The sequence below is a fragment of the Lysinibacillus sp. G01H genome (assembly GCF_028872195.1).
Taxonomy (GTDB): Bacteria; Bacillota; Bacilli; order Bacillales_A; family Planococcaceae; genus Lysinibacillus; species Lysinibacillus capsici.
Map to the genome: position 1 here is coordinate 4,604,668 of NZ_CP118397.1, position 25,907 is coordinate 4,630,574.

The window sequence follows — 25,907 nt, forward strand, 5'->3', positions numbered from 1 at the left end:
AAGGTATTGTATGAAAAGGATTAAAAAGTTCATTAAATATCTTCTCTTGATTATGACTTCCTTACTATTATTAGCACTTGTATTTCCAACATGGACATCATCTATAAAAGACATGAACAGCATCAGTACGCTAAAACAGGTAGAAATTAACGGCAGTGACCATGAAATCATGATACGGGGCCATAACAAAAATAATCCTGTAATCCTCTTTGTCCATGGCGGACCAGGTTGCTCTGAAATACCCTACGCTAAAAAATATCAAGATTTATTGGAAACCGAATTTACAGTGGTGAATTATGATCAAAGGGCTAGTGGGAAGTCTTATCATTTTTTTGAGGACTACTCCAATCTTTCATCTGATTTGCTTGTGGAGGATTTACTAGCACTGACTGACTATATTGCTAATGATCTAGATAAAGAAAAAATCATCTTAATTGGTCATTCCTACGGTACATATATTGCCACACAAGCAGCTGCTAAAGCTCCTGAAAAATATGAGGCCTATGTAGGGATTGGTCAAATGAGTAATACCATTGAAAGTGAGATGGACAGTTTACACTTTACGATCAAACAGGCTCAACTTAAGAGTAACACAGAGGATGTTGCACATTTACAAAGGTTAATGGAGGAAATTAGTAGTGGTAAAACATTTACGCCTCGTCATTTAGTGAGCAAATACGGTGGAGCTACAAGACTCATTACTAACCCTGATGGAAATATGTTAGGGATGCTTTTTAGTACCGAATATAATTTGTTAGATATTATTCGCTATAGCAAGGGGATATCCCTATCCCAAGAAGTTTTAGTAAACGAAGTCTTACAGTCCCCACTTCCTGCGAAAGTTAATTCACTGACTCTTCCCTTCTATTTTGTAATGGGAGATTATGATTATCAAACATCATCGAATAGCGCTAAAAAATACTTCGACCAAATTATCGCGAAGAAAAAAGAATTCATAGCATATGAACAATCTGCTCACTACCCCCAGTTCGAAGAAAAAGAGAGATTTTTCGAATGGATGCGTACGACTTTTAAAAAATAAATATTTCTTAAAATAATTCTACACTTGGTACCATTTATTTAATTGCTATATAATTTAATTATTAAATATTTTAATGGACGTGATTATATGCCAGAAAATCTAAACAATGTAGAAATTATTATGAAAGAAATGCTGGAAATACAGCAGAAGTCGAAGATGTTTGTAGATCTTTTATCTGAAGGAGAAGCGTTATCACAAAACCAATTAATATTGCTCCTACAGCTAAAAATAAATAATGGGATGAAGGCAACAGAAATTGCTGAATTCTTTAGTGTAACACCTGGAGCTGTAACTTCCATGTGCGATAAACTAGAAAAACTCGAACTCATACAAAGAATTAGGGAAAATAATGATCGACGTGTAGTCAAAATGGCTTTAACCAATATTGGTGACATGAAGGTTCAAGAAATCTTTTTAAAGTTTTCTCAGGATAAACTCATAGACATGGCCAACATCTTACGCGAAGTAAACCTATTAATGAATAAAATTTTTTAGGATTTCAACAAATTGAAATCCTTTTTTTATTGTTTAATTTAAGCAATGCTTTTGTTCTTGACAAATGGAAGTAGCATATAATTTAATTAATATATATTTTAATAATTAAAATATATATTAATTAAATTATAATGAGGTGATTTTATGTTTCAAAAACTCCGTACCCTTACACAAACGAACGGCACAATTAAACATTTGAATGCTGATTATGAACAATTAAACATTCGAGGAGTTGTATCTTTACATCAAGAAGCACACTTAATAAAAGTGTCCACTCATGGTCATAGCTCCTTCTATTATCCAGTTACAGCGCAGATATTTAATAGCTCTGGCTCGTGTAAGCTAAAGGATTATTGCCAAATTGATGAACTGACAAATGTTGGTAATATTAAAATATGTAATGGTTTCATCCAAAAAATCAATAGTTCTGGAAAGCTAATGGTTGAAGAGAAATTACAGAGCGAGCAATTTGATGCCATTGGAATAGTCAAGGCTGTGGAAATAATCGCAAATCACTTTCATTTAAAGTTATCGGGAGAAAGCGAAATTGGCAGGTTAAGGGCTGAAAATGTGATAATAGAAAAGGATAGGATTACCCTTCTTCCGTTATTTAAGAAAATATTACGTTGTCACACAGTTAGTGGAAAATACCTACAAATATCTAATACAAATGCAGAATTTGTGGAAGGGGAAGTCGTCCAAGTGGGGGAAAATAGTGTAATCGGGACACTTTACTATACGGATGATTATTCAATAGCTTCCAGTTCAAAGGTGCATCACATTATACGGAGGGAAAAAGAATGATACTTCTAAAAATGCTAAAGAATTTTTTTTGCTCATTAGCTTTAGTGGTATTATCTGTACTTTACGTTGGATTACTTTTAAGCGCTGGCTTATCCATAATCGCTGGTTTTTTAAGAACATTCGGAGTCGATCAAATTAAAATGGGCATTTGGTATGGCGTAGACCTTCCTGTTATGTTCAGCATCCCCTTCGCCCTGTTAGTAGCTCTTCTATTGTTCTTTTGTGCCACATATATTAAACGTTCTATTGTTTTTTGTTTGTCAAATCTTCGAATATAAAGCAATAAAAAAGTAAGCATATTTTTTAGATAGAATATGCTTACTCTCAACAACTTTAAATAAGTTGATTCACAATTTTATCAGCAGTTTTAAGCATTGCTAAAGCTCTCCTTCAAGAAAACGGATAAGGTATATTTCAGGTCTACCAATAAATTCTTTAAAACTACATAAATTAGCATACTCCTCATGCTCCACATCATAGCACCCTATTTGGCCTTCTCCTTTTGGGTTCCAGACTATTTGCAAATCAGAGTAATTGTCGATATTTGCGGAAAGAAGGAGGAGCTTTCTATGACCTAGTATCATCTCAATTGTATCAGTTAGTTTGAAAAAATCGATATAGTGAATGTCATAATCATTTGGTGCAAGCTCAAGATGCAGTCGATCTCCTGACAAAAAATTTATCAATTCATCTGGTAACTTGTATTTTTTCAATGTCTCTTTTTTGTTTTCAATAGTGTGGAGTTCTATTGGTTCAAGAGCCTTTAAGTAATTTGCTAGTTCCATATTTTTCATACGTACAGCAATTGTATAAGCTCTCTCACCATCTTTCTCCGCTAAAGTGACGTTTGCACCTCGTTCAATCAAATAGTTCACCATAGCTATATTTCCCATTCGTGTTGCAACTGTTAATGGTGTTGCTTTATAGGGATAGACCATATCAGGCTTTTGATAATTAATATCTACTCCTTGATCAAGTAAATAAGTGACTGTTTTTTTATCAAAATTCGACACAGCCTGACGCAATACTGGACCTCCATGCTGCTTTATATCAAGTCCAAGTTCATGAATAAGAGGGATATTTCTTTTATTGCCATAGTAGGCCTGAGAATAGGCTCCAGATCCAACTTGATTATAGCCATCTAATTTGGCTCCTTGTTCAACAAGGTAACGTACTATATTTTCTTTACAATATCGAACAGCCCTTAAAAAAGAAGGATTTTTTTCCACATTTAAATTAACCCCATATTCAACTAATAATTTTACTACATCCAATCTTTGTGCAATCAATGCTAAATCCAATGGGCTTAATGATATATGCTGACTTAAACATATCTCTTCTTCAATATTCCAGCCTTTATCCCTCGCAACTTGCAAAGCCGTAATATTACCAGTATAGATATACATTGCAAGGTCCGGTAGTTCTGGAAATGTTCCAATATCTTGTAGCTTAATCATCTATAGATTGGCTCCCTTCTTAATGTATATACAAAGTATAGAAAACTACCATCTATATCACAATGGGACATAGAGCTATAGTGTCATAAAACACAGGGCAAGATTTATAGCAAATTTGATGGTTCCTTTATTAAAAAGATGGCAATTGGATTCAAAATTTCCCAGGAAAGAATTTATTTTAAATTAAAAATAGCTCTCAATCAGAATAGATTGAGAGCTATTTCTTAAACGCTTACCATGACTTACTTTTATTTTAAGCCAAGTGCTTTATCTGTTGTTGCATTTATTTCTTTTAGAAGCTCAGGGTTTTCTGCTAATGATAGACCATAAGATGGAATCATTTCTTTAATTTTTGGTTCCCACTCCTTGATATGTTGAGGGAAACATTTATTAAGAACCTCAAGCATAACATGTACAGCTGTAGATGCACCTGGTGAAGCTCCTAGTAAAGCTGCAATCGAGCCATCAGAAGCACTTACAACTTCTGTACCGAATTGAAGTGTTCCTTTACCGCCAGCTTCTGTATCTTTAATTACTTGTACACGTTGTCCAGCTACGATAATATCCCAATCATCACTTTTAGCATTTGGAATGAAATCACGTAACTCTTCCATACGTTGTTCTTTTGAAAGCATAAGCTGTTGGATTAAATACTTTGTTAAGCCCATCTCTTTCACGCCCGCAGCTAATAAAGTTGTGATATTATGCGGTTTTACAGAAGCAAATAAATCCATATTTGAACCTGTTTTTAAGAACTTAGGAGAGAAACCTGCGAATGGTCCAAATAGTAATGATTTCTTGTTATCAATATAACGTGTGTCAAGATGCGGAACCGACATTGGTGGAGCACCAACTTTTGCTTTTCCGTATACTTTTGCATGATGTTGTTCAGCTATTTCTGGATTATTACATGCTAAGAATAAACCGCTAATTGGGAATCCACCAATATGTTTCCCTTCAGGAATACCTGATTTTTGTAGTAATTCTAGGCTTCCTCCACCAGCTCCAAGGAAGACAAATTTTGCTGAATGATATTCCATTTTACAGCCGTCTAAATCGTGCACACGTACTTCCCATGTACCATCACTAGCTTGTTTTAAACTTTCAACACTATGATTATAGTTAACATCTACATCTTTTGCTTTTAAGTGATCAATTAACATACGTGTTAAAGCACCAAAGTTAACATCTGTACCAGTGTCAATTTTCGTTGCAGCAATGTCTTCACCAGCAGGACGATTTTCCATAATAAGTGGAATCCATTTTTTTAGTGTTTCAGGGTCATTAGAAAATTCCATTCCTTCAAATAAAGGATTTTTTGTCATCGTTTCATGACGTTTCTTTAGAAACTCAACATTTTCTTTCCCTTGTACTAAACTCATATGTGGTAAAGGCATAATGAAGTCTTGTGGATTATTGATCAGCTTATTGTTTACAAGATACGACCAAAACTGTCTTGAAACATGGAACTGTTCATTAACATTAATCGCTTTTTTGATATCGATTGATCCGTCTTTTTTCTCTGATGTGTAGTTCAGCTCACATAATGCAGCATGTCCAGTTCCCGCATTGTTTAATTCGTGAGAACTTTCCTCGCCTGCTTTTTCAAGCTTTTCAAACACTGTTATTTTCCAATCTGGTGCTAATTCTTTGAGTAATGTTCCCAAAGTTGCACTCATGATTCCGGCACCAATTAAGATAACATCTGATTTAATTTGTCTGTTACTCATTTTTACCTTCCTTATATGTTAAGATTTGCAGAAAGGATGTAAGCACTCCCACTTTAGAAGTACTGTAGCCATGGAGCAACCTCGGAGCACACCATTTCTGTATCAATTATTACCTTATTGCAGTTTATCACAATTAGTTCAAGAATAAAATATCAACTATTTATATGAGAGTTATCAGCTTTTTTCGAGACTTTCCGATCATAATTCAAGCAAAAAAATCACTTTTTGTTCTAGATAAAAATTGAATTATTTAAGCTTATTGGAATAATCGGCCTAAAAATGGTTGACATTTTCATAAAAAATAGGTTCTTTTTATTATTATATCTGTATAATAACATATAAATATGGAGTTCGTCTTGTATCTGAACTAACTTTCCTTTACCCAAAGATTAACTTTCGATTGGGCTTTTTATATGCCAGCCATCTATATGAAAACCGCCCATTTGTCTGAACACATACTCCACTACTGCTTCATATAACGCCATCATCTTTTCAACATTGTCCTCATGCATTGCTCTCATAAAAATTTCTCTAAAGTCCTCATCTGGAAATGCTGACTTACTATATTTTTGCAGGTAAATTGGATCTTCAAGATAGGCATAGATTTGATAAAAGGGTATCGTTTCTAGATTTAAATACTGACAGTACAACAAAAATAAATTGGCTAATGAGTTATGGTAGGTAAAGGAAAAGTTCATTTTATCTTGCTCATAACAATCCTTTAAATTATCTAGTGCATCCCATAGTTCATATTTTTTTATTTCTAAGACCGTTTTATTCATTGTTTTATATTTTTCTTTGAGCCATTCTTCTGCTTCAAATTTTAAATCATTTATTATTCCAGTATAATCAAATAAAATTCTCCCTGTTTTAAATTGGACCATCGACATGGTTCTTCTTTTTTTAAAATCATCTTGGAAATACCCACGAATTTGACTTGGTGGATTCGCAAAGTATTCAATTAAAAAACCATCAATAACACGATTCCCTCTTTCCCTCCACCCCACATTATCCGCCAAAATAATATGAACATCGATATCAGAGCGCTTAGAGGGATTTCCAGTAATATAGCTCCCACATACGAGCGCTCCTATAACTTCCTCTTTATCTTGCCATTCTTTCAGGAACGTTTCTAAGGCTATTTTCCATTTTGCCATTGATCATTCACTCCCTTTTTAATTGATTTATTTCTACAATACTATTGAAAAAACAGAAAACCTTTAATACGTTTTCTGTTTTTATCTGCTTCTTATTTAATTTCTTTAACAGTTAATTTCTCTTGGCTAACTTCATAAGTGACTACCACGTCTTTAATAATCGCCGTATCATCATAGGAGAGACTAGCTTCAAATTCTATTGTAGCATCTCCCTTCCATCTAAGATGATCCACATAGCTATAGTTTTCATGATCTGTTCGAATCCAAGTATCTAACCCTTGCTCAGCACCATATTTAACCCTTGAAGATTCTACTAACTCTGGGCTTACCATTCGCTCTTCCACATTGATGACTTCAACAAATTCACTTTTATTAGAGTTCGTGACAATAGCAATTAATTTCTGATCAGGTGAAGGAATTATCTCTTTAATATACATTGATGGACTGGAGAAGCTAGAATATGCCTCTAGCACATCATCTTTTATACGCCAAAGAACATTTTGGCTTCCGTAATCTGAATAATTATTGAATAAAGTAAAGAAGACGCTCCCATCTGCTAATTTATATACCTGCTGACTTTTAAAGCTTCCCGATAAAATATCGACAGCAAAAATAGCCGAATTTGCAATTTTTTTGTTATCACTTTGTATAAATGGCTGAATAGCCTTTAACGCCTTATTTCTCAACTTTTCATCATTATAGCTCTCTACTAGTCTATTTATTGCAATATAGATATACTCCTCTTTGTCACTATCTAGAGCTTTTAGAAATTTATCTGCATCATATTTTGTAGCTGGCATTAGTTCCATGTCCTCTGCTGATAAATAACGAATATAAAGCTCATTATTTTGATGTTTATAGTAAGCTGCTGCTATTGTGGCAGTAGAAACTGAGCTTACGATCATCATACTTATTACCACAGCGAGCCATTTTTTAGAAAAACTTTTCTTCTTTACTTCATAGTTGGCGGCTTCAATTAATTCTTCCTCTATAAACCCAATTTCACGATATAACTCCTCTTTTTTCATATATATAATCCCTCGCTTTCCAAATAAAATCTTAGTTTATTACGTGTCCTAAATAAGTTGGACTTAACTTTACTACTACTCATGTGAAAGTGTAAGGAAATATCTTTTATAGAATAGGAGTACCAATATCGTTGAATAAATATATTTCTAGATTGTTCATCTAAGGTATATAAAAATTGGCTAATGTATTGAGCAAGTTCACCCGCTTCATAGGATGTTTCTACCGTATGAGAAGAAGCTAGACATTCTTCCAGCTCTGTGAGAATGACCTCAAACTCATTGTTTCTCTTTTTGGCTGTATTATAGCTATGCTTATCAAGTGCAATATTACGTATGATTCTCCCTAAAAAAATAGATAGTTTTCTTGGTATCTGTGGAGGGATTGTGTTCCATGCAGCTAGGTAGGCATCATTCTCACATTCTTCAACATCCCTCAAATTTGCCAAGATTCTTCTTGCTATTACTCTACAATATGCTCCATATTTTTTCCTTGTTTCTAAAATAGCCTGCTGTGAGCGTTGTATGTATAAAGCAACTATTTTTTCATCGTCCATTTGCATTTTCTCCTTTTATGTACTCTTACTTATAAAGTAGATAATCCAAACAATTGGTTGCATGTTGTGGCAAAAATTCTGCTAATGAAAAAACCGCACTCTTTTAGGTACGGTTCTCCACATTTCAAAATAAATTAGATAAAAATGTTTGTATTGATGTAGGTAATAGCTGAAAGAATAATCCCTCATATTTAATATCCAGTATACCAGCGACAACAATAACAACGAAAATTAATAATAGAAAGATTTTCTTATTTTTAGAAATCCAATTCAATAGATGCCACTCCTCTGACCTAATAGTAAGCATGTTTAGTATAAGTTGATTGCTATCAAATAGCATCCTATTTATCGTCTGTCACCTAATTTTACAATGCTACATAAATTAAAATGATACGCTAAAAATGAGAAATATGTAAGAAGGGAATGGGTATGGTCAATTTTAAATTTTTTCGAGGTGTTATCACTCAAATCAGTGATTTTTCTGTTGGGCAAAACGGAGATAAGAACGGTTGTTATAAAATAATGACCTTAGAAGATGGTGCTGGTGGGGTCGTCAATTTTATTATTTCTCCCTCCACCTATTTTGTTAATCGTGAAATTGTCACAACTGGTGAATGGGTAACAGGATATTATGATGGAGATGCACCTGTACCGATGATTTACCCGCCACAATACCGTGCTTTAATTATTGTAAAAGAAAGCAATTATCATAATGTAAAGGTAGATTTCTTTAATCAACAATTACTGAGTAGTGATGGACAATTACAATTAAACCTTTCTCCTACTACGATTATTTCACTTAAAAATGGGCAGCCTTTTACCAATAGTCCTGCCAATCGAAACCTCATTGTTGTTTATGGTCCTACCACTAGGAGTATTCCTGCTCAAACCACTCCCTATGAAATCATTGTTTGGTGTTAATTTAATCATATTTGAACAACGGCTTAAACCTCACTACGTGAATTTAAGCCGTTGTTGACTGTTATTATTTATTCAGTATCATTTTTCATTTCATGTAATTGTTGTTTAATCTGCTCTAGATATTCTTTATTTTGCTGAACAGTATCCAAATGTTCACCATATTGTTCTGCATTGAAACGTGCATTTTCAGCATGCTTAATCTGATTAAATGCATGTTCGATTGCTATTTCCTCTGGATGTGACTTTGCATGCTTTAATAGACGATCCGCCTTTTGCACAGAGTTACTAAACAATGTGCTAGGATGATCCTGCTTCCAACTTGTATCGGAGTGCTTAGCCAATGTATATATCTTCCCTTCTCAATGTTTTCTTTGCTCTAGATGTAGTATTATAAAATGCTCTGATAATATGTATGGAAGAAAATAAACACAATATTTCCCAGGTTATAATAAAAGAACTAAGGCACATGCCTTAGTCCTCCCTCAATGTCATGAATAGTTGTCAAATATAAATTAGTGCCATGCAGTCCTCTCACTGACTGGTTGCTTGATACCTGTTTTTCCTTGGGTTTCAGCAAAGTTGTTGATTTGTGCTGAAGCTGATTCAAGCTCAAATTCAGCACCAAACTCCTCACGATGAAGTGTCTGACGCTGTTGATTTGTTTTATTTGCACTTTTCGTACCATTTGATTTGTTACGATTTGTATTCATATTTGACATAACCATCCTTCATCGATTATTTGAAAAGCTTTAAAACCTTGTATATGTTTTATGAACTTTTCATTCTAAAGTTTGTCCAAGCAGTAAAAAAGAATGTGCATTAATTATTTTTTAGCTAAGTATAGAGTTGAGGCTTTTCAATTTTTGATTGCTAGTAAGTCGCTTGCAATCTTATTTTCTTTCTGACTATAATACTTGTATACAAGTATACTCAAAATAAAAAAGGTGATAGTATGAGCGAATATAATGATTATCTATATCCACAAAAGTGGCTTTCTAAGGCTTCAACAGGCGATCGTGTAGCATATGAACTTAGAATGCGTATTATTTCAGGTTTAATTGAAAGCGGTACCATTCTTTCAGAAAACAAACTAGCAGCTGATTTTGAAGTAAGTCGTTCACCCATTCGTGAAGCCTTAAGAATATTAGCTTCTGAAAATATCATTCGATTGGAAAAAATGGGTGCTGTTGTCATTGGTTTATCGGAAAAAGAGATTGAAGAAATTTATGATGTTCGATTGCTGATTGAAACTTTTGTGTTTGAACGTCTCATAAAAATGGATACAACTAACTTAGCACTAGAACTTAGCAAAACATTAGAAATGATGAAGGTTGCCATTAAGTATAACGATGCAGACGAATTTTCTTATCAGGATGTTATGTTCCATGAGACAATTATTCGCTCCATCGGACATTCCTATATCACCATGATTTGGAATAATTTAAAGCCAGTAATGGAAGGCTTGATTTTGCTGTCTATGCGCATGCGCTTTAAAGAGAAATATGAGGATTTTACTCGTATTGTGAAGAATCATGAACTCTATATTGATGCTATTAGAGCCAAAGATCGAGAGCTTATGATTAAGTCCTTACATGAAAATTTTGATGATGTTCAAGGTAAAGTAGAAGATTTATGGCGGTCACAGCAGATGCTATCTAAAGGGGTTGAGCCACAAAATGACTAACTATATGTTAGGTGTTGATATAGGGACTACTAGCACTAAGGCCGTATTATTTAGTGAACATGGGAAGGTTATTCAACAGGAAAATATTGGGTATCCATTATATACACCGGATATTTCAACAGCAGAACAAAATCCAGAAGAAATCTTTCAAGCTGTACTAAAAGCCATTACCAACATTATGAAAGTTCATTCTGATAAACCATTACTATTTGTTTCCTTTAGTAGTGCTATGCATAGTGTGATCGCTATGGACGAAAATGATCAACCGTTAACACCTGTCATCACTTGGGCAGATAATCGTAGTGAAGCATGGGCACATAAAATTAAAGCTGATTGGAATGGTCATGAAATTTATAAAAGAACAGGTACACCTATTCATCCAATGTCACCACTAAGCAAAATTACTTGGCTTGTGCATGAACATCCTGAAATCGCGCGCAAAACAAAGAAATATATCGGTATTAAAGAATACATTTTTAAAAAGTTTTTTGATCAATATGTCGTCGATTATTCATTAGCTTCGTGTATGGGTATGATGAATCTCCATACCTTAGATTGGGACGAAGAAGCTTTAACTGTTGCAGGTATTACGAAAGCACAATTATCAACACTTGTACCAACAACTCAACTATTTTTGAATTGCAATGACTTTTTAGCTAAACAAATTGGTATTGACCCACAAACACCTTTTGTCATTGGCGCAAGTGATGGCGTGCTCTCTAATCTAGGTGTGAACGCCATTCGAGAAGGCGAAATTGCTGTCACTATTGGGACAAGTGGTGCTATCCGTACCATAATTGATAAGCCCAAAACAGATGTAAAGGGTAGAATTTTTTGCTATGCCTTAACAGAGAATCATTGGGTTATTGGTGGACCCGTAAACAATGGTGGTATGGTATTACGCTGGATTCGCGATGAGTTTGCCTCTTCAGAGATTGAAACAGCTAAAAGATTAGGTATTGATCCATATGAAGTGTTAACGAAAATTGCTGAACGTGTTAGACCTGGCGCTGATGGACTGCTATTCCATCCCTATCTATCAGGTGAACGTGCGCCTTTATGGAATCCAGATGTCCGTGGTTCATTTTTTGGTTTAACCATGTCTCATAAAAAGGAGCATATGATACGAGCTGCCCTCGAAGGGGTTATCTACAATTTATATACTGTCTATTTAGCATTACTGGAATGTATGGAAAGCCCCGTCACTCGTATTCAAGCAACAGGTGGTTTTTCACGCTCTGAGATTTGGAGACAAATGATGGCGGATATTTTTGAATCCGAAGTGGTAGTTCCTGAAAGCTATGAAAGCTCCTGTCTCGGCGCTTGTATTTTAGGCTTATATGCTATTGGACAAATCGATTCCTTTGACGTTGTCGCTGACATGGTTGGAGACACTTATAAACATACGCCAATTGAAGAGGCGGCCAAAGAATATAGACAGCTACTCCCAATTTTCATTCGTTTATCTAGAGTATTAGCAGACGACTATTCGTCAATTGCTCAGTATCAAAGGAGCTTAATTAAGCCCAACTAAAAAGGAGGAGAATACATGCCATTAGTTATTGTAGGTATTGGTATTATCGCGCTGTTAATTTTAATAATGGGCTTTAAATTAAATACGTTTATTTCATTAATCATTGTTTCATTCGGTGTGGCATTAGCTCTTGGGATGCCTTTAGATGGCATCGTAAAAACGATTGAAGCAGGGTTAGGTGGAACATTAGGCCACTTGGCATTAATATTTGGTCTTGGTGCGATGCTAGGAAAATTAATTGCCGATTCTGGGGGTGCACAGCGTATTGCCATGACCCTTGTGAATAAGTTTGGAGAAAAGAACATTCAATGGGCAGTTGTAGCAGCATCCTTTATTATCGGTATCGCACTGTTCTTTGAAGTAGGTCTTGTGCTATTAATCCCAATTGTCTTCGCTATTTCAAGACAATTAAAGGTTTCTATTTTATATTTGGGAATTCCAATGACCGCAGCCTTATCTGTCACACATGGATTTTTGCCACCACACCCAGGGCCAACCGTTATCGCTGGTGAATTTGGGGCAAATATTGGTGAGGTATTGCTTTACGGCTTTATCATTGCCATTCCGACTGTTATTTTAGCAGGGCCTTTATTTACAAAATTAGCGAAAAGGTTAGTGCCTGAATCATTCAACAAAACTGGAAATATCGCCTCTCTAGGTGAACAAAAAACATTTGAACTAGAGGACACACCGAGTTTTGGAATAAGTGTTTTCACTGCACTATTACCCGTTATTTTGATGTCCATTGCTACTATTATTACACTGTTGCAAAAAACAATTGGCTTTGAGGATAATGGCTTCTTAGCAGGTATCCGCTTCATCGGTGAAGCAGGTACATCCATGTTAATTTCCTTATTAGTTGCTGTCTATACAATGGGTATTGCAAGGAAAATTCCTATTAAGCAAGTAATGGAATCATGTACGACAGCAATCTCACATATTGGTATGATGCTCTTAATTATTGGGGGCGGTGGCGCCTTCAAACAAGTATTAATTGATGGTGGTGTTGGTGATTATGTAGCTGAACTCTTCAATGGAACTACCTTGTCGCCAATTTTACTAGCATGGATTATTGCCGCTATTTTACGTATTTCATTAGGGTCAGCTACAGTTGCTGCTTTAACAACAGCTGGGCTAGTCATCCCAATGTTAGGTCAAAGTGATGTGAATCTTGCTTTAGTCGTACTGGCAACAGGTGCAGGAAGCTTAATTGCTTCACATGTCAATGATGCTGGTTTCTGGATGTTTAAGGAGTATTTTGGATTAAGCATGAAGGAAACATTTGCTACATGGACCTTGCTAGAAACAATTGTATCTGTAGCTGGTTTAGGATTTATTTTATTACTAAGTTTATTTGTTTAAAAAAAGTTAAAAAGGAGCGAGCGCAATGTTAAATACAATTGGCGTTATCGGTTTAGGCGTTATGGGAAGTAATATCGCTTTAAACATGGCTAATAAGGGCGAGCAAGTAGCCGTTTATAATTACACACGAGATTTAACCGACAAACTTCTACAAAAAATTGAAGGACAAGCGCTTACTCCCTACTATGAAATAGAAGAGTTTGTACAAGCTTTAGAAAAACCAAGAAAGATCTTTTTGATGGTGACAGCTGGTAATGCCATAGATTCAGTTATTCAGTCAATAGTGCCTTTCCTTGAAAAGGGCGATGTCATTATGGATGGCGGCAACTCTCATTATAAAGATACAGAGCGAAGATACGATGAACTTAAAGCTTTAGGAATCGGGTATTTAGGGATTGGTATTTCTGGTGGTGAAGTTGGAGCATTGACAGGCCCATCTATCATGCCTGGTGGTGATCAAGAGGTCTATAACAAAGTAGCACCTATACTGACAAAGATTGCAGCGCAGGTAAATGATACACCATGCTGTACGTATATTGGTCCTAAGGGCGCAGGTCACTTCGTTAAAATGGTACACAATGGAATCGAGTATGCAGATATGCAACTCATTGCAGAAGCCTATACGTTTTTAAGAAAAAATATAGGATTATCCGTTGAGGAAATTGCTACTATTTTTGAAACATGGAATCAGGGCGAATTGAAAAGCTATTTAATTGAAATAACAGCTGAAATCTTAAGGAAAAAAGATGAGGTAACAGGATTACCACTAATTGATATGATTCTAGATAAAGCTGGTCAAAAAGGTACTGGGAAATGGACAAGCCTGCAATCTATAGATAATGGTATTCCTACATCAATTATTACGGAGGCCTTATTCGCTCGCTATATTTCATCATTAAAAGAGGAACGAATTCGAGCAGAGGCAATACTATCTGGGCCAAATTATAAACAACAAAATCTAGATAAAGATGTCTGGATTGAATACGTCCGCCAAGCTCTATATATGGGGAAAATCTGTGCTTATGCGCAAGGGTTTACACAATATAAAATGACATCTGGGCTTTATGAATGGAATTTACCATTAAAAGATATAGCATTAATTTTCCGTAGTGGTTGTATTATTCGAGCAGAATTTTTAAATGTTATTAGTGAAGCCTATCAAAAGCAACCTTCACTAAATAATTTATTAATTGATCCATACTTTGCAGAAAAGACGATGGACTATCAAAATGGATTAAGAAAAATAGTTTGTGAAGGCATCCAAGCAGGAAGTGCGTTCCCATGCTTAAGTGCTTCTCTCACATATTACGATAGTTATCGAACAGGTTCATCTAATGCTAATATGTTACAGGCACAACGTGATTATTTTGGTGCGCATACGTATGAACGAGTTGATGTAGAAGGAGTTTTTCATACAAATTGGTAAGTAAAAAGCTAAAATATACATCATTCCCTCAATGATTGTATATTTTAGCTTTTTTATTCTAGATAAACATGTACTCGATTACGTCCTGCTTGTTTTGCCGCATACAGTGCTTTATCCGCATTGTTTAAAAGCTGATACAGTGTCTCTTGTCCCTTTGTACCTTCAGCTACACCACAGCTAATGGTAGCATGAATTGCTCCCTCAGCAGTCATAAGTGGCTGGGAATCTACGCTATTACAGAGCAAATTAGCTAATGCTTGCCCCTCTAATAATGTATAGTCCTTGAGCGCAAGAACAAATTCCTCACCGCCATACCGTGCAAACAGTTCTCCTTTTTTCAACACACTCTGACAAGCCTTTACGACATGAACTAGTAATTGATCACCGATAGCATGCCCATACGTATCATTGACGTTTTTAAAATGATCGATGTCCATTAAAATAACAGTAAAAGTCGTTGATGATTCTCTTGCCTCGCTGTAAACTTGATTACATTGTTGAAAAAAAGCTCGGCGATTATAAATTTGTGTAAGTTCATCATAAAAGGCCAGTTGCTCTAACTGTCTTTGTAGCTCCTTTAATTCTGTTATATCAGTGAAAATGAGTAATAGCCCCTTTCCATGATTAACATGTTGCAGCTCTGTAACGCGCACTTGATAAGTATGAGCAGAAAGCACAATCTCGATGTCTTGCGTATTCACCGCTGCCTCTAATGTAAATGGCATCGTTTGCCCAGTTACTTCAAGCCATGCTTTCCTAATATCCCTACCGATCATGGATCTGGTTAGCTGTGGAAGCACCTTGCTGCAGGCTTGGTTTAACTCTATTAATCGGGCAGATTCATCTAACACAATAACCCCATCATTGATACTATGAAATATTGCATCCTTGGCAACAGGCATCACCCTAAATAATCGGGAGGAATTAATAGACCATAAATACAAAAATGACGAAGCCCATAATACCATTGGAACAGGATCAACTCCTTGAGGTGTTAAGCCCAATAAATAGATGAATGCTGTTATCATAGGAATAAGTTGACCACACATTAAGGCAATTAATTGTTGCCGATAGGACTTAGTAGTCTCTTTCCAATGGATTAATACTAATAAAAAAGATACGAACATACAGCCAAAAGTAAATATGCCATGAATGATATACCATATGCCAATTTCCTGATGCACATAAGGTGCCCCTAATACAGGATCTATTTCAAAAACTCTATAATGAAAATGGTGTATATCATTTGTAGCAACCATGATTAAGCTAATAAAAGGAATGGCAAGAAGAGCCATTATCTTTTTCCTTGTCAGATGAAAGCCCAGGTATTGCATGATAAACAATAACCCGAGAGGCGTTGAAAAAGCCATACCTACATATTGGATGGCTGTCCAAACCTTTATGGTGCTCAATGTTGTAGCGATTAAACCTAAAGCAGAGGCAAAACAATATACTGCGATTAGTGCTGTATAACTAATAAACAATTGAGCAATTTTTGTATAATTGTAGCGTTTTAGAAATACGTATAAACATAAATACAAATTTAGTACACCTGATGTACAGCTAAGAGTAATGAAAGCAGTCAATTGTGAATTCATGTCTATGTACCTCTTTATATTTTTATTTTTAATGTAGCATACATATAAAATTTTGTGGATTTATTTATAGATAAATTTTTTTAAGGAGTAACGAAAATGATCAATAAGGATAACTCAGAAATTATTTTCTTTTCTGATCCAGTTGAAAATCTAACCCACCCCTTTTATAACAAACAAATTGTATTCACAGGCGCCCTTTCTACCATGACACGATCCGAAGCCGCCAAACAAGTAAAAACATATGGAGGGTATTTACAGGGAGCTGTTACACAGCATACTGATTTCGTTGTTCTTGGTAATAAACGTAGGGGTATAAGCGCCAAGCAGCATAAAGCTGAGCAGCTAATTCGTGAGGGACAAGACATTCAAATGTTAATAGAAGATGATTTTTTATGGCTTATTTCGATCCCAAAGAAAGATGATAAGTAAAAAGAGTATGTAAGGTTGTTCTTCCTACATACTCTTTTAATTTTTTACTTTATTGGAACAGCAATAGGCTTTAATTTATATGGCTCTTTTATCGGTTCTAATGCTCCTGTACTATCCTTAATTTTGTATACACCTACTACAGGCGTGATCATAATCGAGGTAGCTTGTTCATCAAATTTGTTTACAACAATACGAGGGAAATTTTCACGCCCTTTGAAATCTGTACTATGACCAGTTCCTCTAAAATGCATGACATTATAATCATTCCCTAAATCATCTGTCACAATATAGTCAATGAGAACTCCTCGCCAAGCTTCATTTTCTTTCTCCACCAAGACTTCTTCGGAAAGATAAAATGTTGTAGCGATAGGTGTTTTCGTTATTTTAAAAGCTTCAATTTTTATATCTTTCCCTTCTGTTTTCATACTATCTTTTTCCACCTTTATTGTTTCACTTTCAAGCTTCTCTAAAGTAAATTCAAATGACCAGTCTCCTGCTACTGAATTATTTACATTATTTAAATCAACAATTTGATCTCCTTGAAAATTAATGTGAACTTCCTCGGGCTTAGAGCCTCTAATGAGTTCAAAAATATACAATACTGCATACTCATTGCTGTTTATCTTTTGAACCAAATAATTTGTTGAGTAGCCGTCATATCGATACCTATTACCAAATTCCTCAGCAGTTAATTCACCATTGTCACCATATAAAACTGGCCTTTCTCCTAAATCCTTTTCACTTTTAATAGTGTAAGCAATAGTAATATTTTCGCCATCATATACAGCATCATTAACAGTGACTTCAACTTCATTACTTTCTTGGCTCACTCCGACACTTGTAGAAAACTGATCATAATTGTTAAATACATACCTTTCATCATCAATAAACAATTCGAATATACTTCCGATAAACGGTAAATTTGCAGCAAATGTAGGAAATGTATAACTAAGTGTCATACTGGATGCAATAAAAAAAGTAGCTGCAACAATAAAATTTTTAATGAAATGCCTTTTCTTTTTGACCATCATGACATTTCTTTTCACTCTCTCTTTTTCAAGCGTGCTCACTTCCATCGGCTCTATATTTATATCAAGATTTAAATCATTAAATTGTTTATATAGCTTTTTCATGTCATACTTCCCCCCAAACGAATTTGCTGTAATCTTTTTCTCCCACGATATAATCGATTATCAATAGCGGCTTTTGTTAAACCACAATGAATAGCAATTTCTTCGTTTTTCATATTTAAAAAGTATTTCATTGTAAAAATATCACGGTCTAACTGCTCTAATTGCGTCATCATGATGAGCACTTCCTCTGTCGTTGTCTTGATTAAGTATTCCTCTTCAGCCGATATTGCGGCTTCACCTGTTTCATTTAGCTCATAAAAATATGGCGTTTTAGACAATCTTCTTTGTTTCGAAATGGCTTTAAACTTTGCTATCGTGCAAATCCATCTTCTAAAATCCTCTTTATCGCCTCTAAATTGTTTAGCATTTTCATAAGCCCCTAAAAATGTATCACTAATACATTCCTCTATTATTTGAGGATCATTATAGGATTTTAGAGCATTATAAATAATCGCTTTGACAATCCCCATATATTCATCAATGACATATTGAAGTGCTTCTTCCCGTTTTTTCTTAAGATGCTTTATAAAATTCTCATCTGTTACCCTCATGCAAACACCCTTTCTTCCACAAACATAAAGGATCCTTTATATATAACATCGTTCAATCTTAAATTTCTTCTCATATTAATCAAAAATATTTATAATTTCAATTTTTTAACAAATATAAAAGGCCAAATCTCAATAGATTTAGCCCTTTTAATGTTTATATTAACTTTTAGATTTTAACCAATAGCATTGGGACGCAAGCTACTTGTTTACCTTTGGTGCTGGATAATCAAAGCCCTTTGTATCCACCTCTACCTTTTTCATCTGCTGATCTTCGAGTGGTTTATCTGTAGCATCTCGCTCTGCTCCAACAATGGCATCAACTGTTTCCATACCTGCAATCACCTTGCCAAAAGCAGCATATTCCCCATCAAGATGTGAGGCCTCCTTTACCATAATGAAAAATTGTGAGCCTGCTGAGTTTGGATCATTCGAACGAGCCATTGAAATAACACCACGTTCATGCTTCATATTATTTTCAAATCCACTTGAGGTAAACTCACCATCAATCGAATAATCAGGCCCTCCAGTACCATTTCCTTTCGGATCTCCACCCTGAATCATAAAATCAGGAATAACTCGATGGAAAATAAGACCATCATAGAATCCATCTTTTACTAAAGCAATAAAGTTAGCTACTGTATTTGGTGCTACAGTAGGCTCCAATTCAATAACAATTTTTTCATCATTGCTCATCGTAATCGTCACAATTGGATTTTCCTTCACTTTTGACGCGTAATCCATTGTTTCTTGTGTTTCTTTAGCTGTTTTTCCCTCAGTTTTCTCACTATCCTTAGCTGTACCACAGCCTGTCAAAACAACAATAATGGCTAGCAGAGATAGCATAAAAAACAAACCTTTATTACGTACGAACATATCCTTTTCAACTCCTCTTGTTAAGCATCAATTCATTATAAAACTATCTAAACTGTAGGACAAATCTTAATAATAACTTATAAAAAATGGGCATAGGTTCTTTAATCCTACGCTCATTTATCTCAAGTTATGAGGAAACATAAATACATTAATGGATCATACTTCCTGATTATTCGATTCAATCTCGGTTCATTGTCTCCAAAGTATTCTTTCTCCTAATTTTAAAATCACTACTAGGATATTCACACGTGGATCACTTATAAATTTCTGACACTTTAAAAATGTCCACACCCTTTTAATAATCCGTATATCCTCTTTTAATCTTCATTTTGTTTAATGAAAAAGATTTTTCTTTATTTATTTGCACAATTGTCTATAATTCATCTATACCTTTAAAATTGACAAATATATATTAGTTAAGCAAAATTAACTTAACTAAAAAAATATATGAAGGATGATAAATCTGTGCATGATTATTTAATAATAATAGACAAAATCAATCAACAATTTGAGCAGTTTAAATTGTTAGTTTTACAAGAAACAAAAGAGATCGAAGAATTACAGAATTTCCACTTAACTCCTCAACAGGAAATTATTATGAGTTATATAATTCGAAATGAACCTGTTATTGCAAAAGATATAGCAACTCATTTCGATATTTCAAAAAGTGCAGTTAGCCAAGTTATTTCAAAGCTTGAAGAAATGAAAATGATTTATCGTCAAGATAATTTAACAAACCGTAGAGAGACCTTTATTTATCTTGGAAATAGAGGAAAAGAGTTTCATCAGCTTATTAAAAAAATCGATGAAATTCTTGTGGAAAAATATTATTCCAAAGCAAGCTTAATAGAGTTAAAAAATATTCTTGATACATTAAATAAAATTGTCGGAAATAAAAATGAAATTGATTAAGGACTAATAAAATTATCTACCTATCTAAGCTCACCCATTTTCAAAACAGTGTAGCTAAGACTGCCTTTGATAGATTAAATTAACTTTAATTGTAGATTTAGAAAAAATGATTCAGAAATAAAGAAATACCTTTGAAAATTTCATCCTAATTTAAAACGTTTGAATAGTGTATAAAGAAATATATTACAGTTTTCTTACACAACTATATTATTTTAAACTATTAATCATTTTTAATATTAGCTTCGAAATAGTAAAACTGGTCTTCTATTATCTCTTTTCTAAGCAACGGATCAGGAGCTTCACCCTTCACATATTGATCAAAAAAGGCCAAAATATACTTATTCATAACTTCATGAAAATGATCTATATCAATATTCCATGACAATAAAGGAGAGAGATAAGGGAAATCAGAAAAAGTGTAATGATCTCCTGCTATAAAAGTGAGCATAAAAGTATCTCCCCTGATCCCCTCCTTATAGTGATAATCAGCAAGCTCTGTAATTTTATCATGGTACTTTTGAAATTCTTCTGTAGTGATATTCGTATATTGTATTTCTTCATCAGGTATGTAAAGATAATTTTCATCTAAAATAAACATAAAAGGCTGATCAAATCCTGAGCTGGCTACTGGCTCATGCAATGGACCATCTATATTGATTCCTGCTGAAATTCTTCTATCATCCAACAATGCTTGAGCAGCTGTTGAACCTCCATATGAATGACCAAATATACCTATTTTGTTCATATCCATCTTTCCAGTAAATAAATCTAAAGGATCCTTATCATTTATTGTAGTTAATTGATCAATCACATAGCTTATATCTGTTGATCGAGTTTTAACATCTTTCTCATCTGCAATATTAAAAGAATAAGAATATGCGTTTTTCTGATTCATTATTTCTCTTCCATCTGGAAACTTCGTATAAGCCGCATCATTTGTATGGTCAACGCTTACAACAATATATCCATGGCTCGCCATTTCCTCCATTTGAGAAAAATTTTGCATTCTTGTACTACCATATCCATGGGAAAATAAAAGTACTGGGAATTTTTCTTGTTTATTGGTTACAGCTACATCTTTTATACTATTAGTTTGTCCATACTTCAAATATTCAAATAAAATGCGCGGAGTAGAAAAAATGAATTCGATTGTTCCTGACCATTCTTCATATGGAAAGGGTTCATAATGTATTTCCTTCACATCCTCTTCCACATCTGCTGGATACCATATCTGTATCATCAATTCCCCAGCTTTTTGAGCTGAGTTCTTCCTGGATTCATCTTTCAGGTGTCTTGAATTCATACCTACTTCAAAAGGTCCTGTAGGCTTAGGAAGTTGAAAAACAGGCATGACTGTTACTAACACAAAGCTACTAATCGAGTAAATGATAATAAATAAAATATATAAATACTTTTTTACTTTTCTTTTATTTTTCATGTTCCCAACCATGGACTTTACATTTTTTCTGTTCCTTTGAATGAGTGCCTTCATTGTTAATTCAGTTAAAAGAATAAATAAAATATAACTTAATCCCATTTGCCACCGATAACCCTCAAGTTCCAAATGAATTATTAAAAGGATAAATGCACTGATGTTAGTGATTAATTTTATTTTTACATCAAACCTAAAGAGAAAAGTAAATAACCATAAAATATGAACTACAATTAACATCCCTTCAAACAGCCTCAATACTATCATCTCCTATCATCAAATCAATAAGTTTAGTTAACTTTACTTAACTCTAAATCACGATAATATAATTGTCAATTTTTTCTGAAGCATTTTATAAATATTGTTTAAACCCCATAAGTTCAGAAAATCGGAATATTTTAAATATGATATAACAAAAACATACTTACAGTACAAACAAAGATAATGACTTGTATTGTAAGTATGTTTCTAAATGAATTTTTTCTTATTTTTTACTAATTTTGGTTTAATTTTCTATCTTTAAAATGTACTGAGATAAAGGTTTTAATTACTGTACTACACATATTAAAGTTTAAAGAACATGTACCAGCCTAAATTTAAATAGTTCATGTTTTATAAATATGACGTCAATAAATTTCAATCCCTTTGTTTAATACAGATTGATTTTGTACCTGATTCCCTAAAATATATAGTTTTTTTAAGTTAGGCAAATTTACTAAAGGTTCTACATTTGAAATGGCATTATTTTCTAAATGAAGCACCTCTATTTGTTGCCAATTTCCCAAGAAATTTAACGATTGTAGTGAACTATCTTGTAAAGTGAATGAACGTAAATTTGTAAAGCCAGCAAAATAAGGCATGATCTTATCTACTTCTTGCACCCATTCCCCATTACCAATTTGAATGGAGACGTCATTTAAAATTAAATGCTCCAGCACGTTGTTTGTAAATGGCTTACTATTCACCTGAAAATTACATTCATGACAGTTTAACATTTTTACATGCTGTAAATTGAATAATTCATTGGTTTCATAAAAGAGAGTCTCATTTAAATTGATTGTTTGCAAATGAGGTAGGTCATTTAATGAACGAATACCTGTAAGAGTTCCATACTCCATGACTGTAAGCTGTTCTAGCTGTGGGTATTTCAGTAGTTCTGAACCATTCAATTGCGAATCCGATCCACTTATAGAAACCGTCAAATCTCTTAAAGCGGGTGCTTCTAGCTTTGGTAAAAATGAACTCTTCAGCTCTGCTTTTTTCAAATGGGGCGCTACAATCGATGAAATATCACCATGATAACCAGTTAAGGATAACTCCGTCAATGACGTTAGACTGTTTACCATATCCAACAATTCCACTTGACCAGGAGAAGCTAAACGTAGCTTTGTTAAAGATGACATATTTCTAAGTCTATCTAAATTGATTATATTCATGTTTTCAAGATCTAAAGATTGTAGTTTAGGCATGTTTTGTATAAAATCAAGCGTTTTTAAATTTCTTACTGACGTAAGCTTCAATTCTTGTAATTGAGTCAATGAGTAAAGTGGGCTAAAATCCGTAGCTTCACTAATGTCTATTGCTAACGATTCTAGATTAGTTAGTGTAGACAGCCACTTTAAATCATTGATCGATTTTAAGGACAGTGATTTCAGCGATAATTTGTTTAGAATCTGGAAATCTGTTACCTCTTCAGTCACATAAGATAGTTCAAGCGATTGAAGATTAGGGAACTGTAATAATAAAGCCAGTTCATCATTACTTCTTATTTGGATAGAAAGCTCTTTAACATTTGATTTTTCACTAAAATATCCCGCAATTTTACTAAATGATTCATTAAAGCTACCAGTATAACTTTTTAAGTTTTCAAGATGTTGGAAACTTACTTTCTCACTTTGTGATATTTCATAATCATTCATGAGCTTTAAAACCGTTAAGCCAGTAAGGGCCTCAAAGTCCTTTTGTTCAATTTCTTGCGTATTTAATAATTTATCCATAATGATATAAGTAGAAATTTTAGCTTCCTTATTTGTAAAAGGATCCTCTAGACTATAATCAAAATGCCATTGATCGTCAGAATAGTAGGCAGCCAAATATCGAATACTTGCAATCTCTTCTTTTGTTGGCATCGTCCCACCTTTATCAAAAATATCTTTTAAAAAGAATAGAAGAACTTCACTTTCAGGCATTGTTCGAACGGATAGTTCTTCACGGTTTCCATCCTCTGTTTGATTACTACTTAAAAGAAAATACCCAAGGAATAGACATATCATGACAATTGGTATCATAAAGAGCAGCTTTAAATTTGTTTTTGGACGGGATGTTGTATTAGGAGAAGCTGTTCCATAATAATTATTAATTGTTTGATCTACATAATAAATTTTATTCTCTTTCAACATGATCTCCGTGTCACAAAAAGGACATTTGAATGTTTGCTCTTCTTTATATTCAATTTTTCCATTACAATTTGGACAATTTAATTTAATAAATTCCACTGGCAGCCCCCCAGCACTATTTTTCCATTAAGCTTAGTTGTCTAAAAAATAAATGTCAATATTTACGAAATATAGACAAGCAATCTAAAACTAAATTTTAACTGTCTAGCCGATAAATACTTAACTAGATTTACAATAATCCTATACTTGGGTTATGAAAGTTTGCCCAGGCTATATCACTGTTAATGTACCTAACCATTCTATAGGCTACTGGCTTAAAACCGCACTTAGGCCAAAAAGTTGATGCAGCAAGATTAGTAATTCGCCAATCTGTAATGATATTCTCATAGCCCGCCTCTTTCATCCTTCTACAGCCTTCATTCATCAGCTTTTTTCCCACACCTCTTCCCATTTGAGAAGAGTAAGTACCTGCAATCGTTAACTCTATTGCATGCTCAGGTGTCATCAAATCTGAATGGATAGGATAATATTTTTGAAATCCTAATTCCTGCCCATCCACTACTGCAACGAAACATGTATCATCATTCTCCTCTACTATACTTTTATATGAGTCTTTTATGCTCATGACAACCTCAGGGAATACAGGCTCAAATGTAGGTGTGGAATTTTGATACGATTGAATGATCCTAGACATTTTCCCCAACATCTCACTATCCATTTTATTTGCAACCCTAATCTCTGCATTACATCTATTTTCAAATGGTTTATAATCCCTAATGTTCATGACCCCATGTACTTGCTGTATAGAAAAGCTTAATCGCTGGTAGGCATCATAGTAAGCCTCATTTCCAAGAGGGATTATCGTGTAATGCATAAAACAACCTTGCTCTAGCCATACCACTGAAACCTCTGCGTATAATTTTCTTATAAGCTCAGCGCATTGATCCTTTCTGATTGCCAATCCCTCATATGGTACCCATACATGTCTGCCTCTTAGAGAGTCATTCTTGATGACGCCGATTAAATATCCTACTAGATCATCTTTAATAAATGCTCCAATCCCCTTAATATTATTATGAGCAAATAAGTTTTCAAGCGTATTTGTTATATGTTCAGCATTAAGACAGCTGTTGTTTAGAAATGGATATACTTCACCTTCAAGGCTCTGTCTATTAACGAGTAATTCAGCCATTGTAGGTATATCATTCATACCAATTGTTTTATACTCATATTTTGCCATTTCAACACTCCCCCTAAATTTCTACATTATATTACATATTATATCATTATGGATAATACAGGATTTTGTTGGATATTTTTGATTACTTTCTAATCTAAAAAAACCTAAGTCTAATTACAAGGATGCATTTCTCTCCTTAAGCTAAGCCA

26 protein-coding genes and 1 pseudogene are annotated in these 25,907 nt (G+C 34.1%); 11 read left to right on the forward strand and 16 right to left on the reverse strand.

What is annotated here, in order from left to right; translation table 11 throughout:
• Positions 1-10 precede the first annotated feature (10 nt).
• From PSR12_RS23425 to PSR12_RS23440, 4 genes are all read left to right on the forward strand, one after another.
• Positions 11-1,042, forward strand: a complete 1,032-nt coding sequence (locus PSR12_RS23425; RefSeq protein WP_274771025.1) for an alpha/beta fold hydrolase — start codon at positions 11-13, stop codon at positions 1,040-1,042.
• Between the two features lie 87 nt (positions 1,043-1,129).
• On the forward strand, positions 1,130-1,537 hold the full coding sequence (locus tag PSR12_RS23430) for a MarR family transcriptional regulator (RefSeq protein ID WP_004233459.1): 408 nt from the start codon (positions 1,130-1,132) through the stop codon (positions 1,535-1,537).
• A 144-nt stretch (positions 1,538-1,681) separates the two neighbouring features.
• On the forward strand, positions 1,682-2,341 hold the full coding sequence (locus PSR12_RS23435; protein WP_274771027.1) for a hypothetical protein: 660 nt from the start codon (positions 1,682-1,684) through the stop codon (positions 2,339-2,341).
• The gene (locus PSR12_RS23440; RefSeq protein ID WP_274771028.1) at positions 2,338-2,619 is read left to right on the forward strand and encodes a hypothetical protein; all 282 of its coding nucleotides are present in this window, start codon (positions 2,338-2,340) and stop codon (positions 2,617-2,619) included. The genes PSR12_RS23435 and PSR12_RS23440 overlap by 4 nt, the downstream gene beginning before the upstream one ends.
• Before the next feature lie 99 nt (positions 2,620-2,718).
• Here PSR12_RS23440 and PSR12_RS23445 read toward each other — a convergent pair whose 3' ends face one another.
• The 6 genes from PSR12_RS23445 to PSR12_RS23470 form a co-directional block, all read right to left on the reverse strand.
• The gene (locus PSR12_RS23445) at positions 2,719-3,798 is read right to left on the reverse strand and encodes an ankyrin repeat domain-containing protein (RefSeq protein ID WP_274771030.1); all 1,080 of its coding nucleotides are present in this window, start codon (positions 3,796-3,798) and stop codon (positions 2,719-2,721) included.
• Between the two features lie 248 nt (positions 3,799-4,046).
• A complete protein-coding gene (locus tag PSR12_RS23450) occupies positions 4,047-5,528 on the reverse strand; it encodes a malate:quinone oxidoreductase (RefSeq protein ID WP_221682430.1) in 1,482 nt (493 codons plus the stop codon).
• A gap of 389 nt (positions 5,529-5,917) precedes the next feature.
• Positions 5,918-6,685 (reverse strand): nucleotidyltransferase domain-containing protein, encoded by a 768-nt coding sequence (locus PSR12_RS23455; RefSeq protein WP_221682431.1) that lies wholly within the window; start codon positions 6,683-6,685, stop codon positions 5,918-5,920.
• 92 nt (positions 6,686-6,777) lie between these two features.
• Complete coding sequence (locus tag PSR12_RS23460; protein ID WP_274771033.1) at positions 6,778-7,713, reverse strand: hypothetical protein; 936 nt, start codon at positions 7,711-7,713, stop codon at positions 6,778-6,780.
• Entirely contained in the window at positions 7,710-8,267 is a 558-nt protein-coding gene (locus PSR12_RS23465; protein ID WP_274771034.1) for an RNA polymerase sigma factor, read from the reverse strand. Before PSR12_RS23465 ends, PSR12_RS23460 begins: the two co-directional genes overlap by 4 nt.
• 124 nt (positions 8,268-8,391) lie before the next feature.
• Entirely contained in the window at positions 8,392-8,541 is a 150-nt protein-coding gene (locus PSR12_RS23470; protein ID WP_231595739.1) for a hypothetical protein, read from the reverse strand.
• Between the two features lie 155 nt (positions 8,542-8,696).
• On the opposite strand from PSR12_RS23470, the gene PSR12_RS23475 reads away from it, so the two are divergent.
• A complete protein-coding gene (locus tag PSR12_RS23475) occupies positions 8,697-9,188 on the forward strand; it encodes a hypothetical protein (protein WP_274771036.1) in 492 nt (163 codons plus the stop codon).
• A gap of 68 nt (positions 9,189-9,256) precedes the next feature.
• Here the strand turns inward: PSR12_RS23475 and PSR12_RS23480 are convergent, their stop codons facing one another.
• Together PSR12_RS23480 and PSR12_RS23485 are read right to left on the reverse strand one after the other, a co-directional pair.
• A complete protein-coding gene (locus tag PSR12_RS23480; protein WP_004233441.1) occupies positions 9,257-9,529 on the reverse strand; it encodes a hypothetical protein in 273 nt (90 codons plus the stop codon).
• 171 nt (positions 9,530-9,700) lie between these two features.
• Positions 9,701-9,907: a hypothetical protein gene (locus tag PSR12_RS23485; RefSeq protein WP_221682436.1), complete on the reverse strand. Its 207-nt coding sequence runs from the start codon at positions 9,905-9,907 to the stop codon at positions 9,701-9,703.
• A gap of 233 nt (positions 9,908-10,140) precedes the next feature.
• On the opposite strand from PSR12_RS23485, the gene PSR12_RS23490 reads away from it, so the two are divergent.
• The 4 genes from PSR12_RS23490 to gnd are packed head-to-tail and all read left to right on the forward strand — an operon-like array spanning position 10,141 to position 15,194.
• Positions 10,141-10,872 carry a GntR family transcriptional regulator gene (locus tag PSR12_RS23490; protein ID WP_036077885.1) on the forward strand — a complete coding sequence of 244 codons (732 nt, stop codon included), beginning with the start codon at positions 10,141-10,143 and terminating at the stop codon, positions 10,870-10,872.
• Positions 10,865-12,406, forward strand: coding sequence for a gluconokinase (gene gntK / locus PSR12_RS23495; RefSeq protein WP_274771040.1), 1,542 nt, complete (start codon positions 10,865-10,867; stop codon positions 12,404-12,406). The genes PSR12_RS23490 and gntK overlap by 8 nt, the downstream gene beginning before the upstream one ends.
• 15 nt (positions 12,407-12,421) lie before the next feature.
• Entirely contained in the window at positions 12,422-13,768 is a 1,347-nt protein-coding gene (locus PSR12_RS23500) for a GntP family permease (RefSeq protein WP_257520848.1), read from the forward strand.
• A gap of 25 nt (positions 13,769-13,793) precedes the next feature.
• The gene (gene gnd, locus PSR12_RS23505; protein ID WP_274771042.1) at positions 13,794-15,194 is read left to right on the forward strand and encodes a decarboxylating NADP(+)-dependent phosphogluconate dehydrogenase; all 1,401 of its coding nucleotides are present in this window, start codon (positions 13,794-13,796) and stop codon (positions 15,192-15,194) included.
• Positions 15,195-15,247: 53 nt separating this feature from the next.
• Here gnd and PSR12_RS23510 read toward each other — a convergent pair whose 3' ends face one another.
• Positions 15,248-16,792 (reverse strand): histidine kinase N-terminal 7TM domain-containing diguanylate cyclase, encoded by a 1,545-nt coding sequence (locus PSR12_RS23510; RefSeq protein WP_274771044.1) that lies wholly within the window; start codon positions 16,790-16,792, stop codon positions 15,248-15,250.
• A 96-nt stretch (positions 16,793-16,888) separates the two neighbouring features.
• Here PSR12_RS23510 and PSR12_RS23515 point away from each other — a divergent pair, with 96 nt between their 5' ends.
• A complete protein-coding gene (locus PSR12_RS23515) occupies positions 16,889-17,221 on the forward strand; it encodes a BRCT domain-containing protein (protein ID WP_221682441.1) in 333 nt (110 codons plus the stop codon).
• A 44-nt stretch (positions 17,222-17,265) separates the two neighbouring features.
• Here PSR12_RS23515 and PSR12_RS23520 read toward each other — a convergent pair whose 3' ends face one another.
• The 4 genes and pseudogenes from PSR12_RS23520 to PSR12_RS23945 all read right to left on the reverse strand — a co-directional run.
• Positions 17,266-18,354 carry a DUF4179 domain-containing protein gene (locus PSR12_RS23520; protein WP_274771047.1) on the reverse strand — a complete coding sequence of 363 codons (1,089 nt, stop codon included), beginning with the start codon at positions 18,352-18,354 and terminating at the stop codon, positions 17,266-17,268.
• Positions 18,351-18,905: a sigma-70 family RNA polymerase sigma factor gene (locus PSR12_RS23525; protein ID WP_221682443.1), complete on the reverse strand. Its 555-nt coding sequence runs from the start codon at positions 18,903-18,905 to the stop codon at positions 18,351-18,353. Before PSR12_RS23525 ends, PSR12_RS23520 begins: the two co-directional genes overlap by 4 nt.
• Before the next feature lie 198 nt (positions 18,906-19,103).
• On the reverse strand, positions 19,104-19,778 hold the full coding sequence (locus PSR12_RS23530; RefSeq protein ID WP_274771048.1) for a peptidylprolyl isomerase: 675 nt from the start codon (positions 19,776-19,778) through the stop codon (positions 19,104-19,106).
• Positions 19,779-19,900: 122 nt separating this feature from the next.
• Positions 19,901-19,963, reverse strand: a pseudogene (locus PSR12_RS23945) (hypothetical protein); the annotation flags it as partial.
• Between the two features lie 280 nt (positions 19,964-20,243).
• On the opposite strand from PSR12_RS23945, the gene PSR12_RS23535 reads away from it, so the two are divergent.
• Positions 20,244-20,690: a MarR family winged helix-turn-helix transcriptional regulator gene (locus tag PSR12_RS23535; RefSeq protein ID WP_274771049.1), complete on the forward strand. Its 447-nt coding sequence runs from the start codon at positions 20,244-20,246 to the stop codon at positions 20,688-20,690.
• A 220-nt stretch (positions 20,691-20,910) separates the two neighbouring features.
• Here the strand turns inward: PSR12_RS23535 and PSR12_RS23540 are convergent, their stop codons facing one another.
• The 3 genes from PSR12_RS23540 to PSR12_RS23550 all read right to left on the reverse strand — a co-directional run bounded on the left by PSR12_RS23540 (position 20,911) and on the right by PSR12_RS23550 (position 25,758).
• A complete protein-coding gene (locus tag PSR12_RS23540; protein ID WP_274771051.1) occupies positions 20,911-22,380 on the reverse strand; it encodes an alpha/beta hydrolase family protein in 1,470 nt (489 codons plus the stop codon).
• A gap of 368 nt (positions 22,381-22,748) precedes the next feature.
• A complete protein-coding gene (locus PSR12_RS23545) occupies positions 22,749-24,617 on the reverse strand; it encodes a leucine-rich repeat domain-containing protein (RefSeq protein WP_274771052.1) in 1,869 nt (622 codons plus the stop codon).
• Between the two features lie 130 nt (positions 24,618-24,747).
• On the reverse strand, positions 24,748-25,758 hold the full coding sequence (locus PSR12_RS23550; RefSeq protein ID WP_274771053.1) for a GNAT family N-acetyltransferase: 1,011 nt from the start codon (positions 25,756-25,758) through the stop codon (positions 24,748-24,750).
• Positions 25,759-25,907: the final 149 nt, after the last annotated feature.